At 41.8% G+C, this 19318-nt stretch carries 21 protein-coding genes and 1 pseudogene; 13 read left to right on the top strand and 9 right to left on the bottom strand.

Annotated elements, in window-relative coordinates; genetic code table 11:
* Window positions 1-8 precede the first annotated feature (8 nt).
* The 4 genes from B3D47_RS04000 to tviB are packed head-to-tail and all read right to left on the bottom strand — an operon-like array spanning window position 9 to window position 4295.
* Window positions 9-881 (bottom strand): glycosyltransferase family 2 protein, encoded by an 873-nt coding sequence (locus B3D47_RS04000; protein ID WP_286860048.1) that lies wholly within the window; start codon window positions 879-881, stop codon window positions 9-11.
* Window positions 882-1958 carry an EpsG family protein gene (locus B3D47_RS03995; protein WP_286860046.1) on the bottom strand — a complete coding sequence of 359 codons (1077 nt, stop codon included), beginning with the start codon at window positions 1956-1958 and terminating at the stop codon, window positions 882-884.
* 21 nt (window positions 1959-1979) lie between these two features.
* Window positions 1980-2999 carry an NAD-dependent epimerase/dehydratase family protein gene (locus B3D47_RS03990; protein ID WP_286860044.1) on the bottom strand — a complete coding sequence of 340 codons (1020 nt, stop codon included), beginning with the start codon at window positions 2997-2999 and terminating at the stop codon, window positions 1980-1982.
* 18 nt (window positions 3000-3017) lie between these two features.
* On the bottom strand, window positions 3018-4295 hold the full coding sequence (tviB, locus tag B3D47_RS03985) for a Vi polysaccharide biosynthesis UDP-N-acetylglucosamine C-6 dehydrogenase TviB (RefSeq protein WP_286860042.1): 1278 nt from the start codon (window positions 4293-4295) through the stop codon (window positions 3018-3020).
* Between the two features lie 296 nt (window positions 4296-4591).
* Between tviB and B3D47_RS03980 the strand changes: the two genes are divergently transcribed.
* The 5 genes from B3D47_RS03980 (at window position 4592) to B3D47_RS03960 (ending at window position 9930) form a co-directional block, all read left to right on the top strand.
* Window positions 4592-5674, top strand: coding sequence for a polysaccharide biosynthesis/export family protein (locus B3D47_RS03980; RefSeq protein ID WP_286860040.1), 1083 nt, complete (start codon window positions 4592-4594; stop codon window positions 5672-5674).
* On the top strand, window positions 5674-6102 hold the full coding sequence (locus B3D47_RS03975) for a low molecular weight protein-tyrosine-phosphatase (RefSeq protein ID WP_286860038.1): 429 nt from the start codon (window positions 5674-5676) through the stop codon (window positions 6100-6102). The genes B3D47_RS03980 and B3D47_RS03975 overlap by 1 nt, the downstream gene beginning before the upstream one ends.
* A gap of 21 nt (window positions 6103-6123) precedes the next feature.
* Window positions 6124-8316 carry a polysaccharide biosynthesis tyrosine autokinase gene (locus tag B3D47_RS03970; protein ID WP_286860036.1) on the top strand — a complete coding sequence of 731 codons (2193 nt, stop codon included), beginning with the start codon at window positions 6124-6126 and terminating at the stop codon, window positions 8314-8316.
* A gap of 170 nt (window positions 8317-8486) precedes the next feature.
* Window positions 8487-9191 carry an FKBP-type peptidyl-prolyl cis-trans isomerase gene (locus B3D47_RS03965; RefSeq protein ID WP_286860034.1) on the top strand — a complete coding sequence of 235 codons (705 nt, stop codon included), beginning with the start codon at window positions 8487-8489 and terminating at the stop codon, window positions 9189-9191.
* 49 nt (window positions 9192-9240) lie between these two features.
* On the top strand, window positions 9241-9930 hold the full coding sequence (locus B3D47_RS03960) for an FKBP-type peptidyl-prolyl cis-trans isomerase (protein WP_008307019.1): 690 nt from the start codon (window positions 9241-9243) through the stop codon (window positions 9928-9930).
* 160 nt (window positions 9931-10090) lie between these two features.
* Here the strand turns inward: B3D47_RS03960 and tnpA are convergent, their stop codons facing one another.
* Window positions 10091-10504, bottom strand: a complete 414-nt coding sequence (tnpA, locus tag B3D47_RS03955; RefSeq protein ID WP_286860030.1) for an IS200/IS605 family transposase — start codon at window positions 10502-10504, stop codon at window positions 10091-10093.
* Between the two features lie 20 nt (window positions 10505-10524).
* On the opposite strand from tnpA, the gene B3D47_RS03950 reads away from it, so the two are divergent.
* The 8 genes from B3D47_RS03950 to ahr all read left to right on the top strand — a co-directional run bounded on the left by B3D47_RS03950 (window position 10525) and on the right by ahr (window position 16505).
* Complete coding sequence (locus B3D47_RS03950; protein ID WP_286860084.1) at window positions 10525-11586, top strand: RNA-guided endonuclease InsQ/TnpB family protein; 1062 nt, start codon at window positions 10525-10527, stop codon at window positions 11584-11586.
* Between the two features lie 56 nt (window positions 11587-11642).
* A complete protein-coding gene (locus B3D47_RS03945; RefSeq protein WP_286860028.1) occupies window positions 11643-12377 on the top strand; it encodes a dienelactone hydrolase family protein in 735 nt (244 codons plus the stop codon).
* Between the two features lie 36 nt (window positions 12378-12413).
* Window positions 12414-12818, top strand: a complete 405-nt coding sequence (locus tag B3D47_RS03940; protein WP_286860082.1) for an HIT family protein — start codon at window positions 12414-12416, stop codon at window positions 12816-12818.
* A gap of 159 nt (window positions 12819-12977) precedes the next feature.
* Window positions 12978-14006 carry an A/G-specific adenine glycosylase gene (mutY, locus tag B3D47_RS03935; RefSeq protein ID WP_286860026.1) on the top strand — a complete coding sequence of 343 codons (1029 nt, stop codon included), beginning with the start codon at window positions 12978-12980 and terminating at the stop codon, window positions 14004-14006.
* Window positions 14007-14115: 109 nt separating this feature from the next.
* Complete coding sequence (locus tag B3D47_RS03930; protein ID WP_376747614.1) at window positions 14116-14619, top strand: M23 family metallopeptidase; 504 nt, start codon at window positions 14116-14118, stop codon at window positions 14617-14619.
* 15 nt (window positions 14620-14634) lie between these two features.
* Window positions 14635-14880 (top strand): hypothetical protein, encoded by a 246-nt coding sequence (locus tag B3D47_RS03925; RefSeq protein ID WP_103800839.1) that lies wholly within the window; start codon window positions 14635-14637, stop codon window positions 14878-14880.
* Window positions 14881-14896: 16 nt separating this feature from the next.
* The gene (locus B3D47_RS03920) at window positions 14897-15478 is read left to right on the top strand and encodes a DNA-3-methyladenine glycosylase I (RefSeq protein WP_286860022.1); all 582 of its coding nucleotides are present in this window, start codon (window positions 14897-14899) and stop codon (window positions 15476-15478) included.
* Window positions 15479-15482: 4 nt separating this feature from the next.
* Window positions 15483-16505 (top strand): NADPH-dependent aldehyde reductase Ahr, encoded by a 1023-nt coding sequence (gene ahr / locus B3D47_RS03915; protein WP_163164451.1) that lies wholly within the window; start codon window positions 15483-15485, stop codon window positions 16503-16505.
* 61 nt (window positions 16506-16566) lie between these two features.
* On the opposite strand, the pseudogene B3D47_RS03910 reads toward ahr, so the two are convergent.
* From B3D47_RS03910 to B3D47_RS03895, 4 genes and pseudogenes are all read right to left on the bottom strand, one after another.
* A pseudogene (locus B3D47_RS03910) lies at window positions 16567-16824 on the bottom strand (LysR substrate-binding domain-containing protein); the annotation flags it as partial.
* 20 nt (window positions 16825-16844) lie between these two features.
* Window positions 16845-17489, bottom strand: a complete 645-nt coding sequence (locus B3D47_RS03905; RefSeq protein ID WP_004895885.1) for a hypothetical protein — start codon at window positions 17487-17489, stop codon at window positions 16845-16847.
* A gap of 62 nt (window positions 17490-17551) precedes the next feature.
* Window positions 17552-18373 (bottom strand): 4-hydroxy-tetrahydrodipicolinate reductase, encoded by an 822-nt coding sequence (dapB, locus tag B3D47_RS03900; RefSeq protein WP_004814102.1) that lies wholly within the window; start codon window positions 18371-18373, stop codon window positions 17552-17554.
* 312 nt (window positions 18374-18685) lie between these two features.
* The gene (locus B3D47_RS03895) at window positions 18686-19159 is read right to left on the bottom strand and encodes a Dps family protein (RefSeq protein WP_286860017.1); all 474 of its coding nucleotides are present in this window, start codon (window positions 19157-19159) and stop codon (window positions 18686-18688) included.
* Between the last annotated feature and the right edge of the window lie 159 nt (window positions 19160-19318).

Below are 19318 nucleotides of genomic sequence, written 5' to 3'. Positions count from 1 at the left end.
TTTAGCCTCTAAATTAATTTTAAAATATATAAAAAATAAATAAATAATCTCCCAATATTACTTAGGAATCCTTTTGGCTTATTTAAAGAATATGTTGATCCTTGACTAACAATGTAAAATCTCCAATAATTTAAAATAGCCTTTAACTTAATTAAAATAGGAATATCAAGCAAACTTAGTTCAAAATAATATTGTAAAGTTGCCTGAGGTGAATTTTTTCTAATTTCATAAATTTTACTAGTTAAACCATTTTGCTGATACTCACACAAATATACAATATCACTGTAAAATACCATTGTATACTTTTGAGAGATACGATTCCAAATCAATGCTTCAGGACAAAACTTTTCATTTTCGAACTCTGGAAATGGAAATTCAAGTAATACTTTTCTTTTATACACTTCCATCTTATCACCATAGATTTTATATTTATATCTATAATCTAGATAATTACAAGTAAGTGGTGAATTATTATGAATGCTCCCTATTAAAATACCATTCAGATCAGCTTTCGGAAAGCAAATACCTGATAGTTTTTCATAATCTTTGTTTTTTTTAATCTCAAGTATTTTTGAATTTATAATCTCAACTGCATCATAAGATAATAAATCATCACTATCAACTATTAATATAAATTCAGCACCTGAGTTTTTAAAAGCCAAATTAAGCGCAACATGTTTTCCACTATTCGCCTGTTTAAAGAACTTAATATTAATTTTTTTTTCTAAAGTCCATTCTTTTAACAAACTAATAGTATTATCTGCACTACCATCATCGACAATTATCCATTCAAAATCTTGACAAGACTGTTCAGTTAAACTCTTATATAATCTTGGTAATAGAAGCTCTCTATTATAAGTTGCGGTAACGATACTTAACATTTATCTATACTCAAGGTTTTTCCAACGTCCTTCTCTAAGCACGTCACTATATATTGATTTATATGGTAAAAAATCGCCACCATCCCACAAAAACATTGTTCTAAAAAATACTATACTAAAATATAGAAGAACTATTATACAAAAAAACCTATACCCTTTAAATCTAGTATCTAAATTGTAAGCGAAAAGCCATGCAGGTCCTATCAAAAGATACCAGCACATTCTCACTGCAGTTGCATCTTTAACTGTCAGCAAAACAAAAAAAACATAATATATACTAATATTAAAAATTATTATCTTATCTTTCTCATACTTATTATAGAGTTTATAATTCAACAAAAACCAAAAAAATATTAAAGTTGCCTCTATAATATAAAAATAATTTAATTGAAGAGCATTAGTTCCACCCTCTTGAATTCTTTGATCATCAATAGCTGAACCCAAAAAACCAAATAGCGTTTGTATATTAAATATTACACCAAATAAAAATCCAACAATATAGATCAGTATAATATTATTAATTTTTATTCTATTTGTCATAAAATATAGAGGCAAAACTATCAAAGCACTCAGGTGAAAGCTTGAAGCAAGAAAAACTAAAAAAATAAAAAAATTCTTCTTATTATTTACTAAATAATATAATCCCCACCAAACTATTATAATCGCTAAGATTTGCCTTAAATAAACAAAAGAATAAAAGTACAACTTGCAAAATATAATAAATAAAACAACAGTATAATATCTAATATTTTTAATATTAGATATTTTATAAATTGCTATGGAAAACAATATTGCAGTACAAATAAATAAAATCTGTCTATCAGTACTTAAAAAACTTAAAAATAAATTATATAAATAATAACCGTGCTCATATGGTAAAATTTTATATTCTATATACTCGAAATACTGAGCATATATGTATATATCATAACCACCTATCATATCTCGAAATGCAGATACAAAAGTTCCTATAATTAGCCCATAAAAAACCAACAACCAAGCCATTTGTTGTTTTTGGTAAATTTGACTAATGACCGCAAATAATAATATGAGGTATAGTGTTATATATTCAAACAATCTAATCTACCTTATACTTTTTTATCTAACGATATACCATTTGAGTGTTTCTTTAATTCCTATTCGGAATGAATATTCAGAAGCATAACCTAATAACTTTTGAATTTTATCAACACTTGCTTGTGAATGACGTACATCACCAGCACGGAAGTCCCGGTATAAAGGTTCTTTCGTATAAGTCACACCATTTTCATTTAACGCAGCTTTAATGGCATCAAACAAATCATTCAGCGTAGTACGATCTCCGACTGCCACATTATAAACCTGATTTTTAGCTTCATCATTTTGCGTAGTGGCTGCCAGAATATTGGCCTGAACCGTATTTTCAATAAAGCAGAAGTCACGACTGGTTTTACCATCACCATTAATGAAGACCTCATCACCGGCAATCATGGCTGCGGTCCATTTCGGAATCACAGCAGCATAGGCACCATTCGGGTCTTGACGCTTGCCAAAGACATTAAAGTAACGTAAACCGATGGCTTTAAAACCATACGTCCGTGAAAATACTTCTGCATACAGCTCATTTACATATTTGGTGACTGCATAAGGCGAAAGTGGCTTGCCGATATTATCTTCAACTTTAGGCAGTGCCGGATGGTCGCCATAAGTTGAACTGCTGGCGGCATAGGTAAAGCTTTTCACTTCTGCATCACGTGCAGCAGTCAACATATTTAAAAAGCCGGTAATATTGGCTGCATTGGTGGTAATCGGGTCGGCAATCGAACGTGGTACAGAACCTAATGCTGCCTGATGCAACACATAGTCTACTCCTGCACAGGCTGTCTGGCAGTCTTCAAAATTCCGTATATCACCTTTGTAAAACTTGAAGCTTGCCCACTGTTCAGGCTTGACCAGACTTTGCACTTCATCCAGATTATGCTGATGACCTGTAGCAAAATTATCCAGACCCACCACATTTTGGTTCAGCTTTAACAGGGTTTCCAGTAAATTTGAGCCAATAAAGCCTGCCACACCGGTAATTAACCAGGTTTTAGGTGCTTGTTGTAATTGCTCGCATACAGTTTGATATTGGCTCATTTTTATGGTCCCTATAAATTACAGACGTAGGTCAGATTCAGATTGATCCAGTACATATTTGAGGTCATATAAAATATGTGCGGACTTGCCCAAGGCACGTAATGCTTCAGCGCCCATAGCTTTAAACTGATCATGGGCAACGGCCAGAATCACAGCATCATACTGACCCTGTTCCAGATTTGCGACTGGAGTAATCCGGTATTCATGTTGGGCTTCGTTTGCGTCCACCCATGGGTCATACACATCGGCAGCAATATTGTATTCTGTCAGTTCATTGACAATATCAATAATTTTGGTGTTACGAATATCCGGGCAGTTTTCTTTAAAACTTAAGCCTAAAACCAGAACCTTGGCGCCTTCGACCTGAATTTTTTTCTTGATCATCGCCTTGACCAGCTGGGTGACCACATAAGCCCCCATGCCATCATTTAAACGGCGACCCGCCAGAATAATTTCAGGGTGATAACCGATAGACTGTGCTTTATGAGTTAAATAGTACGGATCGACACCAATACAGTGCCCTCCGACCAGACCTGGACGGAATGGCAAGAAATTCCATTTGGTACCGGCAGCCTGCAAAACCGCTTCAGTATCAATGCCCATTTTATTAAAGATCACTGCCAGTTCATTGATCAAAGCAATATTGACATCACGCTGGGTATTTTCAATAACTTTGGCCGCTTCAGCTACTTTAATGCTGGTCGCTTTATGCGTACCTGCCTCAATCACCAAGTTATATACCTGATCAATAAATTCAGCGACTTCAGGGGTAGAGCCTGAGGTAATTTTCAGAATATTGGTTACTCGGTGCAGTTTATCACCTGGGTTAATTCGTTCCGGACTATAACCGGCAAAGAAATCCTGATTGAACTTCAGGTCTGATACCTGTTCCAGAACCGGAATACAGGTCTCTTCAGTGGCTCCCGGATATACTGTGGACTCATAGACCACCACATCACCTTTTTTAAGCACCTGACCAATACTGGTCGAAGCCTTAACAAGCGGGGTTAAGTCTGGCTGTTTAAATTCATCAATAGGGGTAGGCACAGTCACAATAAAAAAGTTACAGCTTTTTAAATCTTCTAAATTTGCTGAATAACTGAGCTGATTTGCCTGTTTGAGTTCTTCTGGGGAAACTTCTAGGGTATGGTCTTGACCACTTCTAAGTTCATCAATTCGTTTTTGGTAGATATCAAAACCAACGACTGGTACTTTTTTCCCAAATTCAACTGCAAGTGGCAAGCCTACATAACCTAGACCAATCACCGCAATTTTTAAATCTGTAATAGATAGCATTTCCACGCCTTATTTGTATAATGTGCTTAATAAGCTTAAATCTTTCGGCAGGAATACTAGCAGAAAAACATGAAATTTAGATTATGATTTAGTACCAAAAAGCCAATACCTGTTAAATATTTTTCTTATTTTATTTCAAAATATTTTTCCTAGAAATCTCATAAGGCTAAACTAAGCCCGCCTCCTTTTCTCTCACTATTCAATTATAATCAGATACATTTTGTTATAGAAAGTACAAACTTCTCAGGTAGAATATCGCAAATTTATCGAATTAAATATTAAAAACAGGATTTCATGTGCGACAAATTCAACTGGCTTTTTTACTGACTTGCGGTCTGACTTTGACCGGTTGCGCCGTTACCTCTGGTCTGCAAACCTATGATCTACCAGTAGAAGGTGTTTATCAAACCGAACTTGGTACTTCAGTCAACGTGATTAGGCTCACCCAAGACTCTATACTAACTGTTCAGTCAGCTGTACAAAACATTCAACAAGATTATGCCCATTTGTTTAGTGCTGCACATCGTCGCTACAGTCTGAATCCGGGCGATATCCTGTCAATTTATCTCTGGGCTTATCCTGAGATTTCAGGAAATAATTCGGATGAAAAAAATGGCTACCAAATTGATTCACAAGGTTATATTCAGTTTCCAATGATTGGCCGCTATAAAGCTGCAGGTAAATCATTGAATCAGATCAACCAAGAATTACGTAGCCAGCTATCACGTTATTTAAAAACCCCGGATGTCATTGTCCGGGTTCTTTCCTATCAGGGCCAGCGCTATTCGGTTCAGGGCAATGTCATGAAAGGCGGACAGTTTTATTTAAGTGATCAACCTGTAAGTGTATATACCGCCTTGGGTATGGCGGGTGGTGTCAATGCACAACAGGGGGATAATACTTCTATGACTTTAGTTCGTCAGGGACGTACATACCAGCTAAATACCGTAGAATTAGAAAAAGCTGGACTTTCTCTACACAATTTATTGATCCAGCCCAATGACACTTTATATGTGAACAATCGCGAAAATCAAAAAATTTATGTCATGGGTGAATCTGGCAAAAATCAGTCCTTACCGTTGCGGGACCAAGGCATGAGTTTAAGTGATGTATTAGGTGAAAGTTTGGGGCTAAATCCACTGTCTGCCAGCCGCAGCAAGATTTATATTGTGCGTAGTCAGGCAAATGCTGTCCATACTGAAGTTTACCAGATGGACCTCACTAGTATTGCTGACTTTGGCCTAGCCAATCAGTTTAAAATGCGCAGTAATGATATTGTCTATGTCGATGCTTCAGGTCTGGCGCGCTGGCAACGTGTGTTGAACCAGATAATTCCATTCTCGAATGCCTTATATAATCTGGATCGGCTGGGGCAATAATGCAGTTTAAGCATATTCTGGTGGTCTGTGTTGGCAATATCTGCCGCAGTCCCATGGCGGAATATTTACTCAAGCAGGCTCTACCTGAACGACAGATCCATTCGGCCGGTATTGCAGCCATGATCGGCTATCCGGCAGATGAGAAAGCCCAGCGCTGTATGCAAGGCATCGGACTGGATATGCAGGCTCACCGTGCCAAAAAACTGACTGGGGATATGATTAAACAGGCCGATCTGGTGCTGGTCATGAGTAAAAATCAGCAACAGCATTTAGAGCAGCACTGGCCTTTTGCCAAAGGCAAAACTTTTCGCTTGGGGCACTGGCAATCAAAAAATATTGCTGACCCCTACCAGCAGGATCAACTCTTTTTTGACCACACCTTTGAGCAGATTCAACAGTGTGTAAATGACTGGATATCCCATCTTTAAATAATTGAATGACAATAAACTATGAGCCAAACCACCAACGCTGAAGATACCATTGATTTAAAAGAACTCTTTTTCTCATTGATTGCTCAATGGAAACTCATTGCCCTTTGCGTCATTTTAAGTATTGTGGCGGCTTTACTGTATTTACGCGTTACACCAGATACCTATCGTGTGGATGCGCTGGTTCAGATCGAAGAAAGCAAAGGAGCATCTGCGGCTTTGCTCGGCGATATGTCGAGCATGATCGAACAGAAGCAACCGGCCCAAGCAGAAATTGAAATCCTGAAATCACGCTTGGTCTTGGGTGACGTAATTGATCGTTTAAATTTGGACGTGCGGATTACAGGAACAAAAAATTCGCTGTTCGATCGCCTGCTGAATCCGCATGATTACCGAACTGAATATTCGCCTCAATCCGTTTTATTCAGAGACGGCGATCAAGCGTTTGATATCCGCCAGTTCGATATTCCACAGGCCTATTATGACAAGACTTTAGAACTACAATTTAAAGAACAACAGTTTAGTCTGACCGATCCAAGAACAGGCCAAGTAGTTTTTTCTGGCCTGTTAAACCGCAATAATCAGGCAACTCACCCTGATGGAACCTGGAAGGTGGCGATTTTCAGCCAGGACCAGTTCCAGGACCGTTATCTCATCAGTAAACAGTCTCTACCGGCTGCAGCAAATCGTTTACTGGCCAATTACTCGGTCGCAGAAAAAGGTAAAATGACCGGGATTCTGGGCTTAAATTATGAAGGCCAGGATAAAGCACATATTACCCAGGTACTAAATGCCATCCTGCAAGCCTACCGCCAGCAGAACGTGGAACGTCGTTCAGCAGAAACGGCTCAAACGCTCAAGTTTCTGGAAGATCAGCTGCCTGAATTGCGTCAGCAGCTGGATGTGGCAGAACGTGAATTCAACCAGTTCCGTCAGCAGTCCAATACTGTCGATGTAACCAAAGAATCCGAGTTGTATTTAACTCAAAGTATTGCGCTGGAAACCCAAAAAGCCCAGCTGGAACAGTCGGTTGCTGAGGCTTCAGCGAAGTACACCAGCGAACATCCGGTCATGCAGCAGATGGAGGCCCAACTGGCTGCGATCAATAGCAGAATTGCCGAGCTGAATGGAACCTTAAAACAGCTACCAGATTTACAGCGCCGTTACTTACAGCTGTATCGCGAAGTCGAAGTCAAACAGCAGCTGTATACGGCCCTGCTAAATTCTTATCAGCAGTTAAGAATTGCCAAAGCGGGTGAAATCGGTAATGTGCGTATTGTCGATACCGCTGTTGAACCACTTAAGCCCATTGCGCCAAAAAAACTGCAGATTCTGATTCTGTCAATTTTCCTCGGTGGCTTCCTCGGCACCTTAATCGCACTGTTACGTAATATGATGCGCAGTGGTATTAAAGATGCAGCACAGATTGAGAATGAACTGGATATTCCTGTTTATGCCACAGTACCGCGCTCAGCAGTTCAAGAAAGCCGTGCCAAGCTGCTGAAAAAGAAAAAAGCAATTCCTATTCTTGCAGTTAAAGATAGTGACGATATTGCGGTAGAAAGCATTCGCAGTATCCGGACGACTATTCATTTCTCGCTGACGGAAGCCAAAAATAATATTATTGCTATCTCTGGTCCGGCCCCAGAAGTAGGTAAATCTTTTATTGCAGCAAATCTGGGTGCCATTCTGGCGCAAGGCGGTAAAAAAGTCCTGGTGATGGATGGTGATATGCGTCGCGGCTATTTACACAAGTACTTTAATCAGGATACAGCCCCAGGACTGTCTGAGCTACTGCTGGGTACCCATACTTTGGAACAGGTCATCAAGGCAGACAGCTATGAAGGCCTGTACTTTATTTCACGGGGTAAAAACCCGTCGAATCCTGCAGAGCTGTTAGGTTCACAAAAGTTCCAGGTGCTTTTGAGCGAGTTATCTGCCCAGTTTGATCATATTCTGATTGATACGCCACCTGCCCTCGCAGTCACAGATGGTGTGATTATTGCACAGTCTGCTGGTGTAAACCTGCTGGTGGTACGTCATGCCAAAACTCAGATGAAAGAACTTGAATTGACCATCAACCGTTTTGAGCAGGCGAAAGTCAAAGTGAATGGCGTGATTCTGAATGATGTTCAACGTGGCAGCGGTGGTTATGGCTATGGTTACGGATATAACTATAATTACCACTATAAAGCCAGAAAAGATCAGGACTAAGATTCAAAGCCGGCAATTGCCGGCTTTTTTATGGTTAATTTTATCAAATTCTGAGCTCTACCAAACCACAGCAAAAACCCGTTGAAATTTGCACAGGTGGTTCAAGATTTCTTAAAAATTTCTGCTAAGATGGAACGAACATTAACGATAACATCATATTGGAATAATACATGAGTAAGGCCTTACCGATTGCTGTCGCTGTTCTTCTAGGCGGTGCTGCGCTCGTTCCTGTTTACTATGCAACTCAACATCCGGTAAATCAAACTTCTAAGGCATCTAAAGATGCATCCGCAGTTTCTAAGATCAGCTATGCGCTCGGTTATGAAGTCGCGCATCAAACCCCACCAGAGCTGGATATCAACAGCTTCATTACCGGTGTTCGTGATGGCCATGCCCGTAATGAGGCAGCCTATAATGAAGAAGAACTACAGGCAGCTTATGAGCAGTTCCAGAAGGATATGCAGCAAAAGCAGCTTAATGATGCTAAAAAGGCCCAAGCTTCAAGTGATTCTTTCCTGACTGAAAATGGGAAAAAACCTGGTGTCAAGACCACCGCTTCAGGCCTGCAATACCTGGTAACCAAAGAAGGTACAGGAAAATCACCTGCTGCAGATTCTATGGTTAAAGTTCACTATACTGGCAAGCTGGTTGACGGTACAGTATTTGACAGTTCAGTAGAACGTGGTGAACCGATCGAATTCCCACTGAATCAGGTCATTCCAGGCTGGACTGAAGGTCTACAGCTGATGAAAGAAGGTGGCAAAGCCACCTTATATATCCCATCCCAGCTCGGTTATGGTCAGCAAGGGGTGCCAGGTACCATCCCGCCAAACAGCACCTTGATTTTTGATGTTGAACTCATCGAAGTAAAATAATACCGTTTAGGGAGAGCAATATGCTCTCCCTTGTTTTTGAGAAACTAGAATGAAAATACAAATTAGTCTTGCTGCCCTGCTGTTATGTTCCGGTAGCTTATATGCCAAGGATATCACCACCAAAAGTACAGAAGCAGAACAGGTGGGTTACAGCTTTGGCTATCTCATGGGTCGCAATAATGCCGACTCATTAAAAGGCATCAATCTGGATGCATTTAGTGCTGGACTGAAAGCCGCAGCAGCAGGGCAAAAAGCCAGCTTGACTGAAGAAGAAATGGCCAAGGTACTGATGCAATACAAGCGTCAGGCAGATGCTCGCGAGTTAATTGAGCTCAAGAAAACAGCTGAAGAAAATGCCAAAATTGGCCGTGAATTCCTGGCTGAAAATGCTAAAAAACCAGAGATTAAAACGACTAAATCAGGACTTCAATACCAGATCTTGCAAGATGGCAAAGGAAAATCGCCAAATGCGAACAGCAATGTCAAAGTACATTATGAAGGTCGTCTGATTGATGGTACTGTGTTTGACAGCTCAATTGCACGTAATCAGCCGGTCGTATTCAAGACCAGTCAGGTGATTATGGGCTGGACCGAAGGTCTGCAACTAATGAAACCTGGAGCCAAATACCGTTTCTTTATACCCGCAGAGCTTGCTTACGGGCAAATTGGTTCAGGTGATGTGATTGAACCGAATAGCACTTTGATCTTCGATATTGAACTGATTGAAGTCATGAAATAATCAAAAAGGAGATATCCGGGCATATCTCCTTTTTTTGACTAAAAAGAACAAATTAATCTGCTGTAATCCTGTGACATCTGTTTGGCTTTTGCTATGTTTATCCGCTGGAGCATAAAACCTCGGGGTTCAGCCCGAGGATATAAGCGACTGGCGTAAGCCATTAATGCGGTGTTTGCTGTTGCTGAATATAGTGTTTAATAATTCCGATTGGCGCACCTCCGCATGACGCAGCGAAGTAACTTGGAGACCACAGGGCATTGCCCCATAATTTGCTCTTAATTTCAGGATGCTTAGTGCGTAGAATGCGACTAGACGCACCTTTTAAGCTATTCACTAAACTAGAAATGGCGACTTTAGGTGGATAATTGACGAGCAAATGTACATGATCATGCTCACCGTCAAATTCTATCAATTCAGCTTCAAAGTCTAAGCAGACACGTTCAAATACTTCACGCATCGTTTCAAGCATGGCATTGGTGAAAACATCTCTACGATATTTCGCCACAAATACCAAGTGAACGTGCATATTAAAAACACAGTGACGACCTGTTCTAATTTCTTGACTATTGCTCATAGACTAAATATATTCTAATGATGAAAACACTTAAATTACGTATAAGAGACAAACATTGCAAGGTACTAGACCAATTAGCATTTGAGGTGAATTTTGTTTGGAATTATGTGAATGATTTAGGATTTAAACATCTCAAGCGTAAGGGTGAATTTCTATCGGCATACGATATTGCAGAATACACCAAAGGTACTTCTAAGGAATGCAACCTGCATAGCCAAACTGTTCAAGCCATTACAGAAGAACTTATTACCCGAAGAAAGCAATTTAAAAAAGCAAAGCTGAAATGGCGTGTAAGCAACAAAAAATCAGCAAGACGATCTTTGGGTTGGATACCATTTAAAAAATCAGGATTCAAGTATGCCGATGGCTGGGTTGAGTACAGGAAAACTAAATTCAACTTATGGGACAGTTATGGTATAGGCAAATACAAGGTTAAAACTGGCTCATTTGTTGAAGATAGTCGTGGGCGCTGGTATGTGTGCCTCGTGGTTGAATCACCTAAACAAGAAAAACCAATAGCAACCAAAGCCATAGGCATTGATTTAGGTTTAAAAGATATTGCCACCTGCTCTGATGGCACAGTGATCATAAACCCTAAATTCTATCGGAAGTATGAGCAGAAATTAGGGATTGCTCAACGATCAAGGCATAAAAAGCGTGTTCGTGCCTTACACGCTAAGATTGCAAATTGTCGTAAAGATCATTTGCACAAAGCAAGCGCCATGCTTGTAAAAAACAATGCACTAATTGTTGTGGGTGACTTAAGTGCCAGGAAACTAGTCAAAACTAAAATGGCAAAGTCTGTTTTAGATACAGGGTTTTCGGCACTAAAAACATTGCTCAAGTATAAATGCGAGAACGCAGGGGTATTGTTTGAGGAAGTCAATGAAGCCTATACCACCCAAATCTGTTCGTGCTGTGGTGAGATCACCTCAAGTAGTCCGAAAGGTAGGACGGGTCTTGGAATAAGAGAATGGGAGTGCGTGAGTTGCGGTACAGCTCACGATAGAGATAAAAACTCAGCTCTAAACATTCTTGCGCTCGGGCATGAGCGTCTAGCAGTAGGAATCACCCTCCTTTAAGTGGGTGAGGATGTCAAGCTTTCATCAAAATATTGAACAACAATAGAGGAACTTCCATGGCAGCAATAAAGACACGTGAGATTCAATATACGGCGCAGGATGGCAGCCAGTTAATCGGTTATTTTGCAGCGCCCGAATCTGATACGCCTGTTCCAGGCGTGATTGTGGCACCTGAATGGTGGGGGCGTAATGACTATACCGAACAGCGTGCCCGTGAACTGGCTGAACATGGCTATGCTGCCCTGGCGATTGATATGTATGGCGATAAAAAAGTCACTACGGCATCGAATCAAGCCTATGAATGGATGATGCAGACTTTTGAAGATCCCGATACGATTGTGAACCGTGCTACTGCTGCCCTGAATACCCTCGCTGCACAAGATGAAGTTGATGCAGATAAACTGGCCGCAATCGGTTTCTGTTATGGCGGTAAAGTCGCACTCGATCTGGCGCGTTCTAATGCCCCATTACAGGCAGTGGCAACTTTCCATGCCAATCTGTCACCCAAAGCACCTGCTCAAGAAGGTCAGGTTCAGGCTGAAATTCTTGTCTTGCACGGTGAACAGGACAGCATGGTTTCACTGGATGATGTTGAAAGTTTCCGCAAGGAAATGCAGGCCGCCAATGTGAAACACGACGTGATCATTTTCAAAGAGGCTAAACATGGCTTTAGCAACCCGCTTGCCGATGAACGGGCCAAAGCCAATGGTGTAGACCTTGGTTACAATGCTGAAGCAGAAAAACAGGGCCTTGAGGCAATGTATGCCCTGCTGGCACGTCACCTGGCGTAAAGAATATTTGTGCTATTCCACTCTGAGGGGGAGCGGATTAGTGCAAAAAATGATTATTCAAAAAGAAATAAGGAGAATGAAATGGCTGAGAACAACTGTCCATACTGCAACTATGACGAATATGATGTCATTGCCAAAAATGACTTTGGTGTGGTGTTGCCTGAACCGAATTCATTGTCCCAAGGACACAGTGTGATCGTGCCACTGCGTCATGTGGCTTCTTTTTTTGAAATTACCGATAAGGAACGTAAAAGCTTGATGTCTTTGCTGGAACAGGCACGTAATGAACTGAATTTACGTTATCAGCCATCTGGCTTTCATGTAGGCTTTAACGATGGTGAGGTATTTAAGGCAAAGTCTGAACATCTGCATATTCACCTTATTCCACGTTATGAAGGCAAAGTGCTGAAACTAGATGCCCGTTGGGGAATTGAAGACTAAAATCAGTTTTTAGATCAAGTTTTACCAGAGTGAATGAACTTCGGATCATTCACTTTTTTTATTGCCTGATCTGTCTATCTACCTTGATACACTTTTCACCGATTCCTTTAGCTGGATCCGCTATAATGCCTTCCTGTTTCCCTGCCTTGTCCAGTATTCATGTTTGTATTTTCAGATGCGCTTTTAGAATGGTTTGATGTTCATGGCCGGCATGACTTGCCGTGGCAGGTAGCAGATGATCCCTACAAAGTCTGGGTCTCTGAAATTATGCTGCAGCAGACTCAGGTCAAAACGGTATTACAGTACTTTGACCGTTTTATTGCACGCTTTCCTACGGTTCAGGACTTGGGAACCGCGACTTGGGATGAGGTTGCCCCCTACTGGGCTGGACTCGGCTATTATGCCCGGGCACGTAATCTGCACAAAGCAGCTGGAATTGTAGCTACCCAAGGGCATTTTCCTGACACCCTGGAAGAATGGATTGCCCTGCCAGGTATTGGCCGCTCGACGGCTGGTGCATTGATGTCTTTAGGGTTACGTAAATACGGCGTGATTATGGATGGCAATGTCAAACGGGTTTTGTCACGTTTCTTTGCCATTGAAGATGATCTGTCTAAGCCCATTCATGAACGTGCCATGTGGCAACTGGCTGAAGAGCTGTGTCCTAACGAGCGTAATCATGACTATACCCAGGCAATTATGGATCTGGGAGCCACAGTTTGTACACCCAGGAAACCGCTGTGTCTGTATTGCCCGATGCAACAGCATTGCCAGGCACATCAGCAAGGCTTAGAAAACGAGCTGCCTTTTAAGAAAGCTAAAAAACCAGTACCGGTGAAATCTGCCCAGGTACTGATCTTACAATGTGGTGATCAATGGCTGTGGCAGCAACGTCCCAATACTGGACTTTGGGGTGGTCTGTGGTGCTTGCCGATTATTGAAGAAGTACATGAACTGGATGTATTAAAACAGAGTCTAGGCTTAAAACAGTTCATACAAAAAGTCGAAATTTCGCATAGTTTTACCCATTTTACCTGGCAGCTGCAAGGTCTGGTATTTGCCATTGATGCTGATCTGCAAGAACATTTAGCCATTGAACTGAATGGCATCTGGCTGGAGCCAACCGCGGCAGTTCAGGCCGGCATACCCACAGCAATGAAAAAATTGATCTCTGCAACTCAACTGTGACATATTTAGAAATACGAGATTTTTAACTTAATAATTTTGAATTTGATACAGGCGAACAAGGAAGGACGCTTTGCAGCATAATATTCGTTTTGCCATTATTTCTGTTTTAATGCTGCTATTGGCAGCATGTAGCTCTACTCCAAAACAATCGGGTTCTGCAGTACTGAATCCGATTCTGGTGCAGCAACTAAAGAATACATCAATGCCCTCCCGGCTGCCGATCCCGGTAGATAACATCAAGACACGCCAGCTCAAAGATACCTGGGGCGCTTCCCGCAGCAGTGGCCGCCTGCATGAAGGTATTGATATTATGGCTCCACGTGGAACCAAAGTCCTGAGTGCGACGGAGGGCCTGATTGCGGACTTACGCAATAACAATTTGGGTGGTAAAGTGATCTGGATACTCGGCCCGGGTGGAACCTGGCATTATTATGCGCATCTCGACGGGCATAAGCGCGGCTTGAGTGTCGGGGACTATGTCAAAAAAGGTCAGGTGATTGGCTATGTTGGCAATAGCGGTAATGCACGGCATACTGCGCCTCACCTGCATTATGGGCTTTATCTGCAGGGTAAAGGCCGTGGTGCAGTAAATCCCTATCCATATTTACGTTAATTTTAGGAAATGTACATGTCAGAAGCGTTGATCAACCGTCTGGTAGAATTTGCTGAGTCAGGCAATCAACAAAAAATCGTGTTCAATGACCAGACTTATCAGGGCTGGATTATGGAAATCACCGAAGATGCACTTCTGATCAGTACCGGTTATGCCGATAAGAGCGGCAAAGATGCCTGGATCCAGTTTAGTGATCTGGAGCAGGCAGAGTTGTCTTACTGGGATAACCAGCAAGATCAATGGACCACATTTAAACTCTAAACATAAGGAGCATCACATGACCATTCAACGCTGTGGCTGGTGCTCCGATAATTCTCTTTATATTCAATATCACGACCAGGAATGGGGTCAGGTTGTTCTGGATGAACCGCGTCTATTTGAAATGCTGTGTCTGGAAGGACAGCAAGCAGGATTGGCCTGGATCACGGTCCTGAAAAAGCGTGAAGCATACCGTGAACATTTCTTTCAATATTCTATTACAACCATTGCTGCTTTTACAGATGAGCAACTCACAGCAAAACTGCAAGATGCTAGTCTGATCCGGCATATCGGTAAACTGACCGCAATTCGGGATAATGCCCGGGCCTGGCAACAGCTGAAATCTCAAGATCATGATGTGGTGGAATGGTTGTGGTCTTTTGCCCGGCAGCCGCGTTTAAATAATGATGTGGCAAATTATCGTCAGGCTCCGGCGCAAACTGCTGAAAGTCAGCGCATGTCCAAAGTCTTGAAAAAAGCCGGTTTCAGATTTGTTGGTCCAACGATTTGTTATGCCTTTATGCAGGCAGTGGGCATGGTCGATGACCATGAAAATCACTGTCACTTTAAAACAAGATCCTCTCATTTAAATAAGAGCTGAGCCCATGTCTAATAATACCATTCAAGCCTATGCCGCGATGTCTGCAGGTGCCGCACTAGAGCCTTATCAATTTGATGCAGGTGAACTTCAGCCACATCAGGTCGAAGTCAAAGTTGAATATTGTGGTCTGTGCCATTCCGATATTTCAGTGCTCAATAATGACTGGGGATCTTCAGTCTATCCTGTTGTAGCCGGCCATGAAATTATTGGCACAATCACACAACTGGGGTCGGAAGCCAAAGGTTTAAAAGTCGGTCAGCGTGTCGGCATTGGCTGGACAGCAGAAAGTTGTCAGCATTGTGACCCATGTATTTCAGGTCAACAGGTCATGTGTACTGGGGGGCAGGTGGCGACGATTGTTGGTCATGCCGGTGGTTTCGCCGATAAAGTCCGTGCTGGCTGGCAATGGGCAATTCCTCTACCGGAAGATCTGGATCCGACCAGTGCCGGTCCTCTGCTCTGTGGTGGTATTACCGTATTTGATCCGATTCTGAAACATCAGATTCAGGCCCTTCATCATGTCGGGGTTATTGGCATTGGTGGTTTAGGGCATATCGCCATTAAATTGCTTAAGGCCTGGGGCTGCGAGATTACTGCTTTTACCTCCAACCTGGATAAAACCGATGAGCTCAAAGCCATGGGCGCGGATCATGTGGTGAACAGCCGTGATCCGGCAGCAATTAAAAAACTGCGTGGTAAATTCGATCTGCTGCTCAGTACCGTGAATGTTACATTGGACTGGCAGGCTTATCTGGCGACACTGGCACCGAATGGTACCGTGCATATGCTGGGCTTACCTTTAGAGCCGATGCAGATTTCGGCTGGCTCATTAATTGGCGGTGCCAAATCCGTGACTGGTTCACCGACAGGTTCTCCAGCAGCTTTACGTCAGTTACTGAAATTTGCTGCGCGTAAAAATATTGCGCCACAAATTGAATTATTTCCAATGTCAGATATCAATACAGCGATTGAACGCCTGCATTCTGGCAAGGCCCGCTACCGGATTGTACTGAAAGCAGATTTTTAATTTTATTCCTGATTCACTATAAATCTACCCTCTCCTAGGAATAGGGTAGATTTATATATATTTATAAATATTTGGCCAGTTTCTGGGCCAGAAATTCAATAAACAGATGTACGCGTTTAGGCAAATGTTCCTGCCGGTAATAGATCGCATAATTTTTTGATAATGCAGCTCAATCTGGTCTTCAAACAGAGCCTGTAAACTACCTGGTTGTAAAATCGTCTCCAACCAGAAAACTTGATAGACAGGTAATGCCGATCCACTGTAAAGCCAGTTGACGGATGGTCTCTCCATTGAGAGCTTTAATCTTGTGCTCTACACTCTTAAAGATTCACGATCTAGCTAACGCAATGCTTCTGGCAATACCGGAACTGTCGAGGATTTATTCAGTTCCAGCTTCATTTTTTGCAACATCTGATAAGGCTGCTGCTGTACAAACATATTTACAAAAGTCAGCGGGATAGAGCCTTCAGGATTGGCATAACCATAGGTAGAGACCTTAACCTTTTTCTCGCCTAAGCGGTTAAAAGTCCAGTCACCTTCATAATGGGTCAAGCGTACATAATCCGGATTCAGTGGATAGCCCTTTTGAATGGCTTTGTTCTTAATCGTGATCTGGCCATTGGCTTCACGGATCATTTTCCCTTGTACCACTAAGTCCCGGTCTTTCAGCGGAAATGGGAAATCCAGCACCATATACAAGGTGAAATCGCCCTTTTTGTCATCCCGGGAGAGTACCTTCACATTGCCCATATAAGGCACCCATTTTACTGCATTATCGACATCAATAATCAGGTGCACCGCCTGTTCGATCGGTACATCATAGGTCGTTTCAGCTTTATACAGAAAAACCGGATTGTTCTTGTCTTGATAGGTCCAGACCTTGATATTATTTTTATTAATACTGAGTTTGGCATTTGGTACAGATTTAGGCTGTGCTGCGGCGGCAAATGCCACAGCACAGATCATGAGTATGACTTTTTTCATTCCATTGTCGTCTTATTTTAGTTTTAGTTATTCTTATACTTATAAATGATTTTGACGAAAATTTAAACTTGAATATCGTTAAAACCAAGTACATCTTTCATGTCATATTTGCGCGCTTCGCGACCAACTACCCAAGCCGCGGCACGTACTGCACCTGAAGCGAAGTTCATGCGGTTAGTGGCTTTATGGGTAATTTCAACGCGTTCGCCATCGGCAATAAACATCGCTGTATGTTCACCCACAATATCACCACCACGAATCGTTTGGAAGCCGATACTTTGGCGCTCACGTGGACCTGTATGGCCTTCACGATGATAGACTGCATCTTTTTTCAGATCACGGCCGAGTGCACCTGCAATTGCCTCACCCCACATCAGTGCTGTACCTGATGGTGCATCCACTTTATGACGATGGTGCGCTTCAATCACTTCAATATCAACGGTATCACCAAATACTTTAGATGCTAGCTCTAGTAGTTTAATTGACACGTTTACACCCACTGAATAGTTGGCAGCGTAGACCACAGGTGTTTCAGTTGCAGACTCATCGAGGTAAGCTTTTTGTTCGTCGTTGAGACCCGTGGTACCAATCACGATGGCCACGCCATTTTCACGGCACACTTTAAGGTGATGTACAGTGGCTGCAGGTGCAGTGAAGTCAATGACCACATCACAGTCTTTCACCACTTCTTCAAGACTACCCACAACTTTTACGCCAACTGCACCAATACCTGCCATTTCACCTGCATCTGTACCAATTAAGGTACTTTCTGGGCGTTCAACTGCTGCGCCCAATTGATAGCCGGCTTCTTTCACTGCCTGAATAAGGATGCGTCCCATACGGCCGCCTGCCCCTAAAATTCCAATGCGTGGTGTCGCTGACATAATATAGTCCTGATATTGATTCGAAATTGTTCTTACTATAGCAAAACTCGCTCCTAACACTAAGATTGATCGCATAAAAATCAATGAAAAGAATCAAAGAAGGTCATGAGCGTTTTTGATATGCAGAAATGTTTAATTAAATTCTAAAGAGTCGGTTTTCTATAAAATATTGGGCAAGCTATTTTTCCTGTATACATTATGGGCTCAGGATTAAACATACAAAAAGCCCATAGGATCACCATGGGCCAGTTGTATGAGCGCAATACTTTGAAAATAGAAAAATAAAAATTTAGCTTTGTATATCCGAAATATTTACTCTTCTAACAGGCTTCTTAACATCCAGGCTGTTTTCTCGTGCACATTCAGTCGTTGAGTCAGGATATCTGCAGTTGGTTGGTCATTTGCCTTGTCTACAATGTCAAACATGCTTCTTGCGGTACGAGCAACCGTCTCATGGGCATTGACCAGTAAGCGAATCATTTCTTCCGCTTTAGGAACACCTTCAATTTCCTCAATAGAAGTCAGCTTTGCAAACTGCTGATAGGTTCCTGGTGTAGGAAAGCCCAAAGAACGGATCCGTTCTGCAATAATGTCTAAAGCATTCCACTGTTCGGTATATTGCTGCATGAACATGTTATGTAGAGTATTAAATTGCGGGCCGGTGACATTCCAGTGAAAGTTATGGGTCATTAAATATAAGGTGTAACTATCGGCAAGTAGTCTGGATAGACCTTCTACAATTTCCGCTCTGTCTTCGGTTGAAATACCAATATTTACTTTTATCATCTCGGTTACCTTAAATTTTAGAAAATTATGCGTCATCAACTTCTTTATTCTTATAATCAGTTTAGCTACTTCAACAAATTGCAAAAGATGAGATCAGTATCATTTATGTTAGCTTTGTTGAAATAACAGAATAAGTTCAAGCCACAGGAATATAAAGTA

Origin of the sequence: Acinetobacter sp. UBA3461 (assembly GCF_002381195.1) — a bacterium.
Lineage (GTDB): Bacteria > Pseudomonadota > Gammaproteobacteria > Pseudomonadales > Moraxellaceae > Acinetobacter > Acinetobacter schindleri.
The sequence above is the reverse complement of the archived record's forward strand: the minus strand, read 5'-3'. Positions and strand labels throughout refer to the sequence as shown.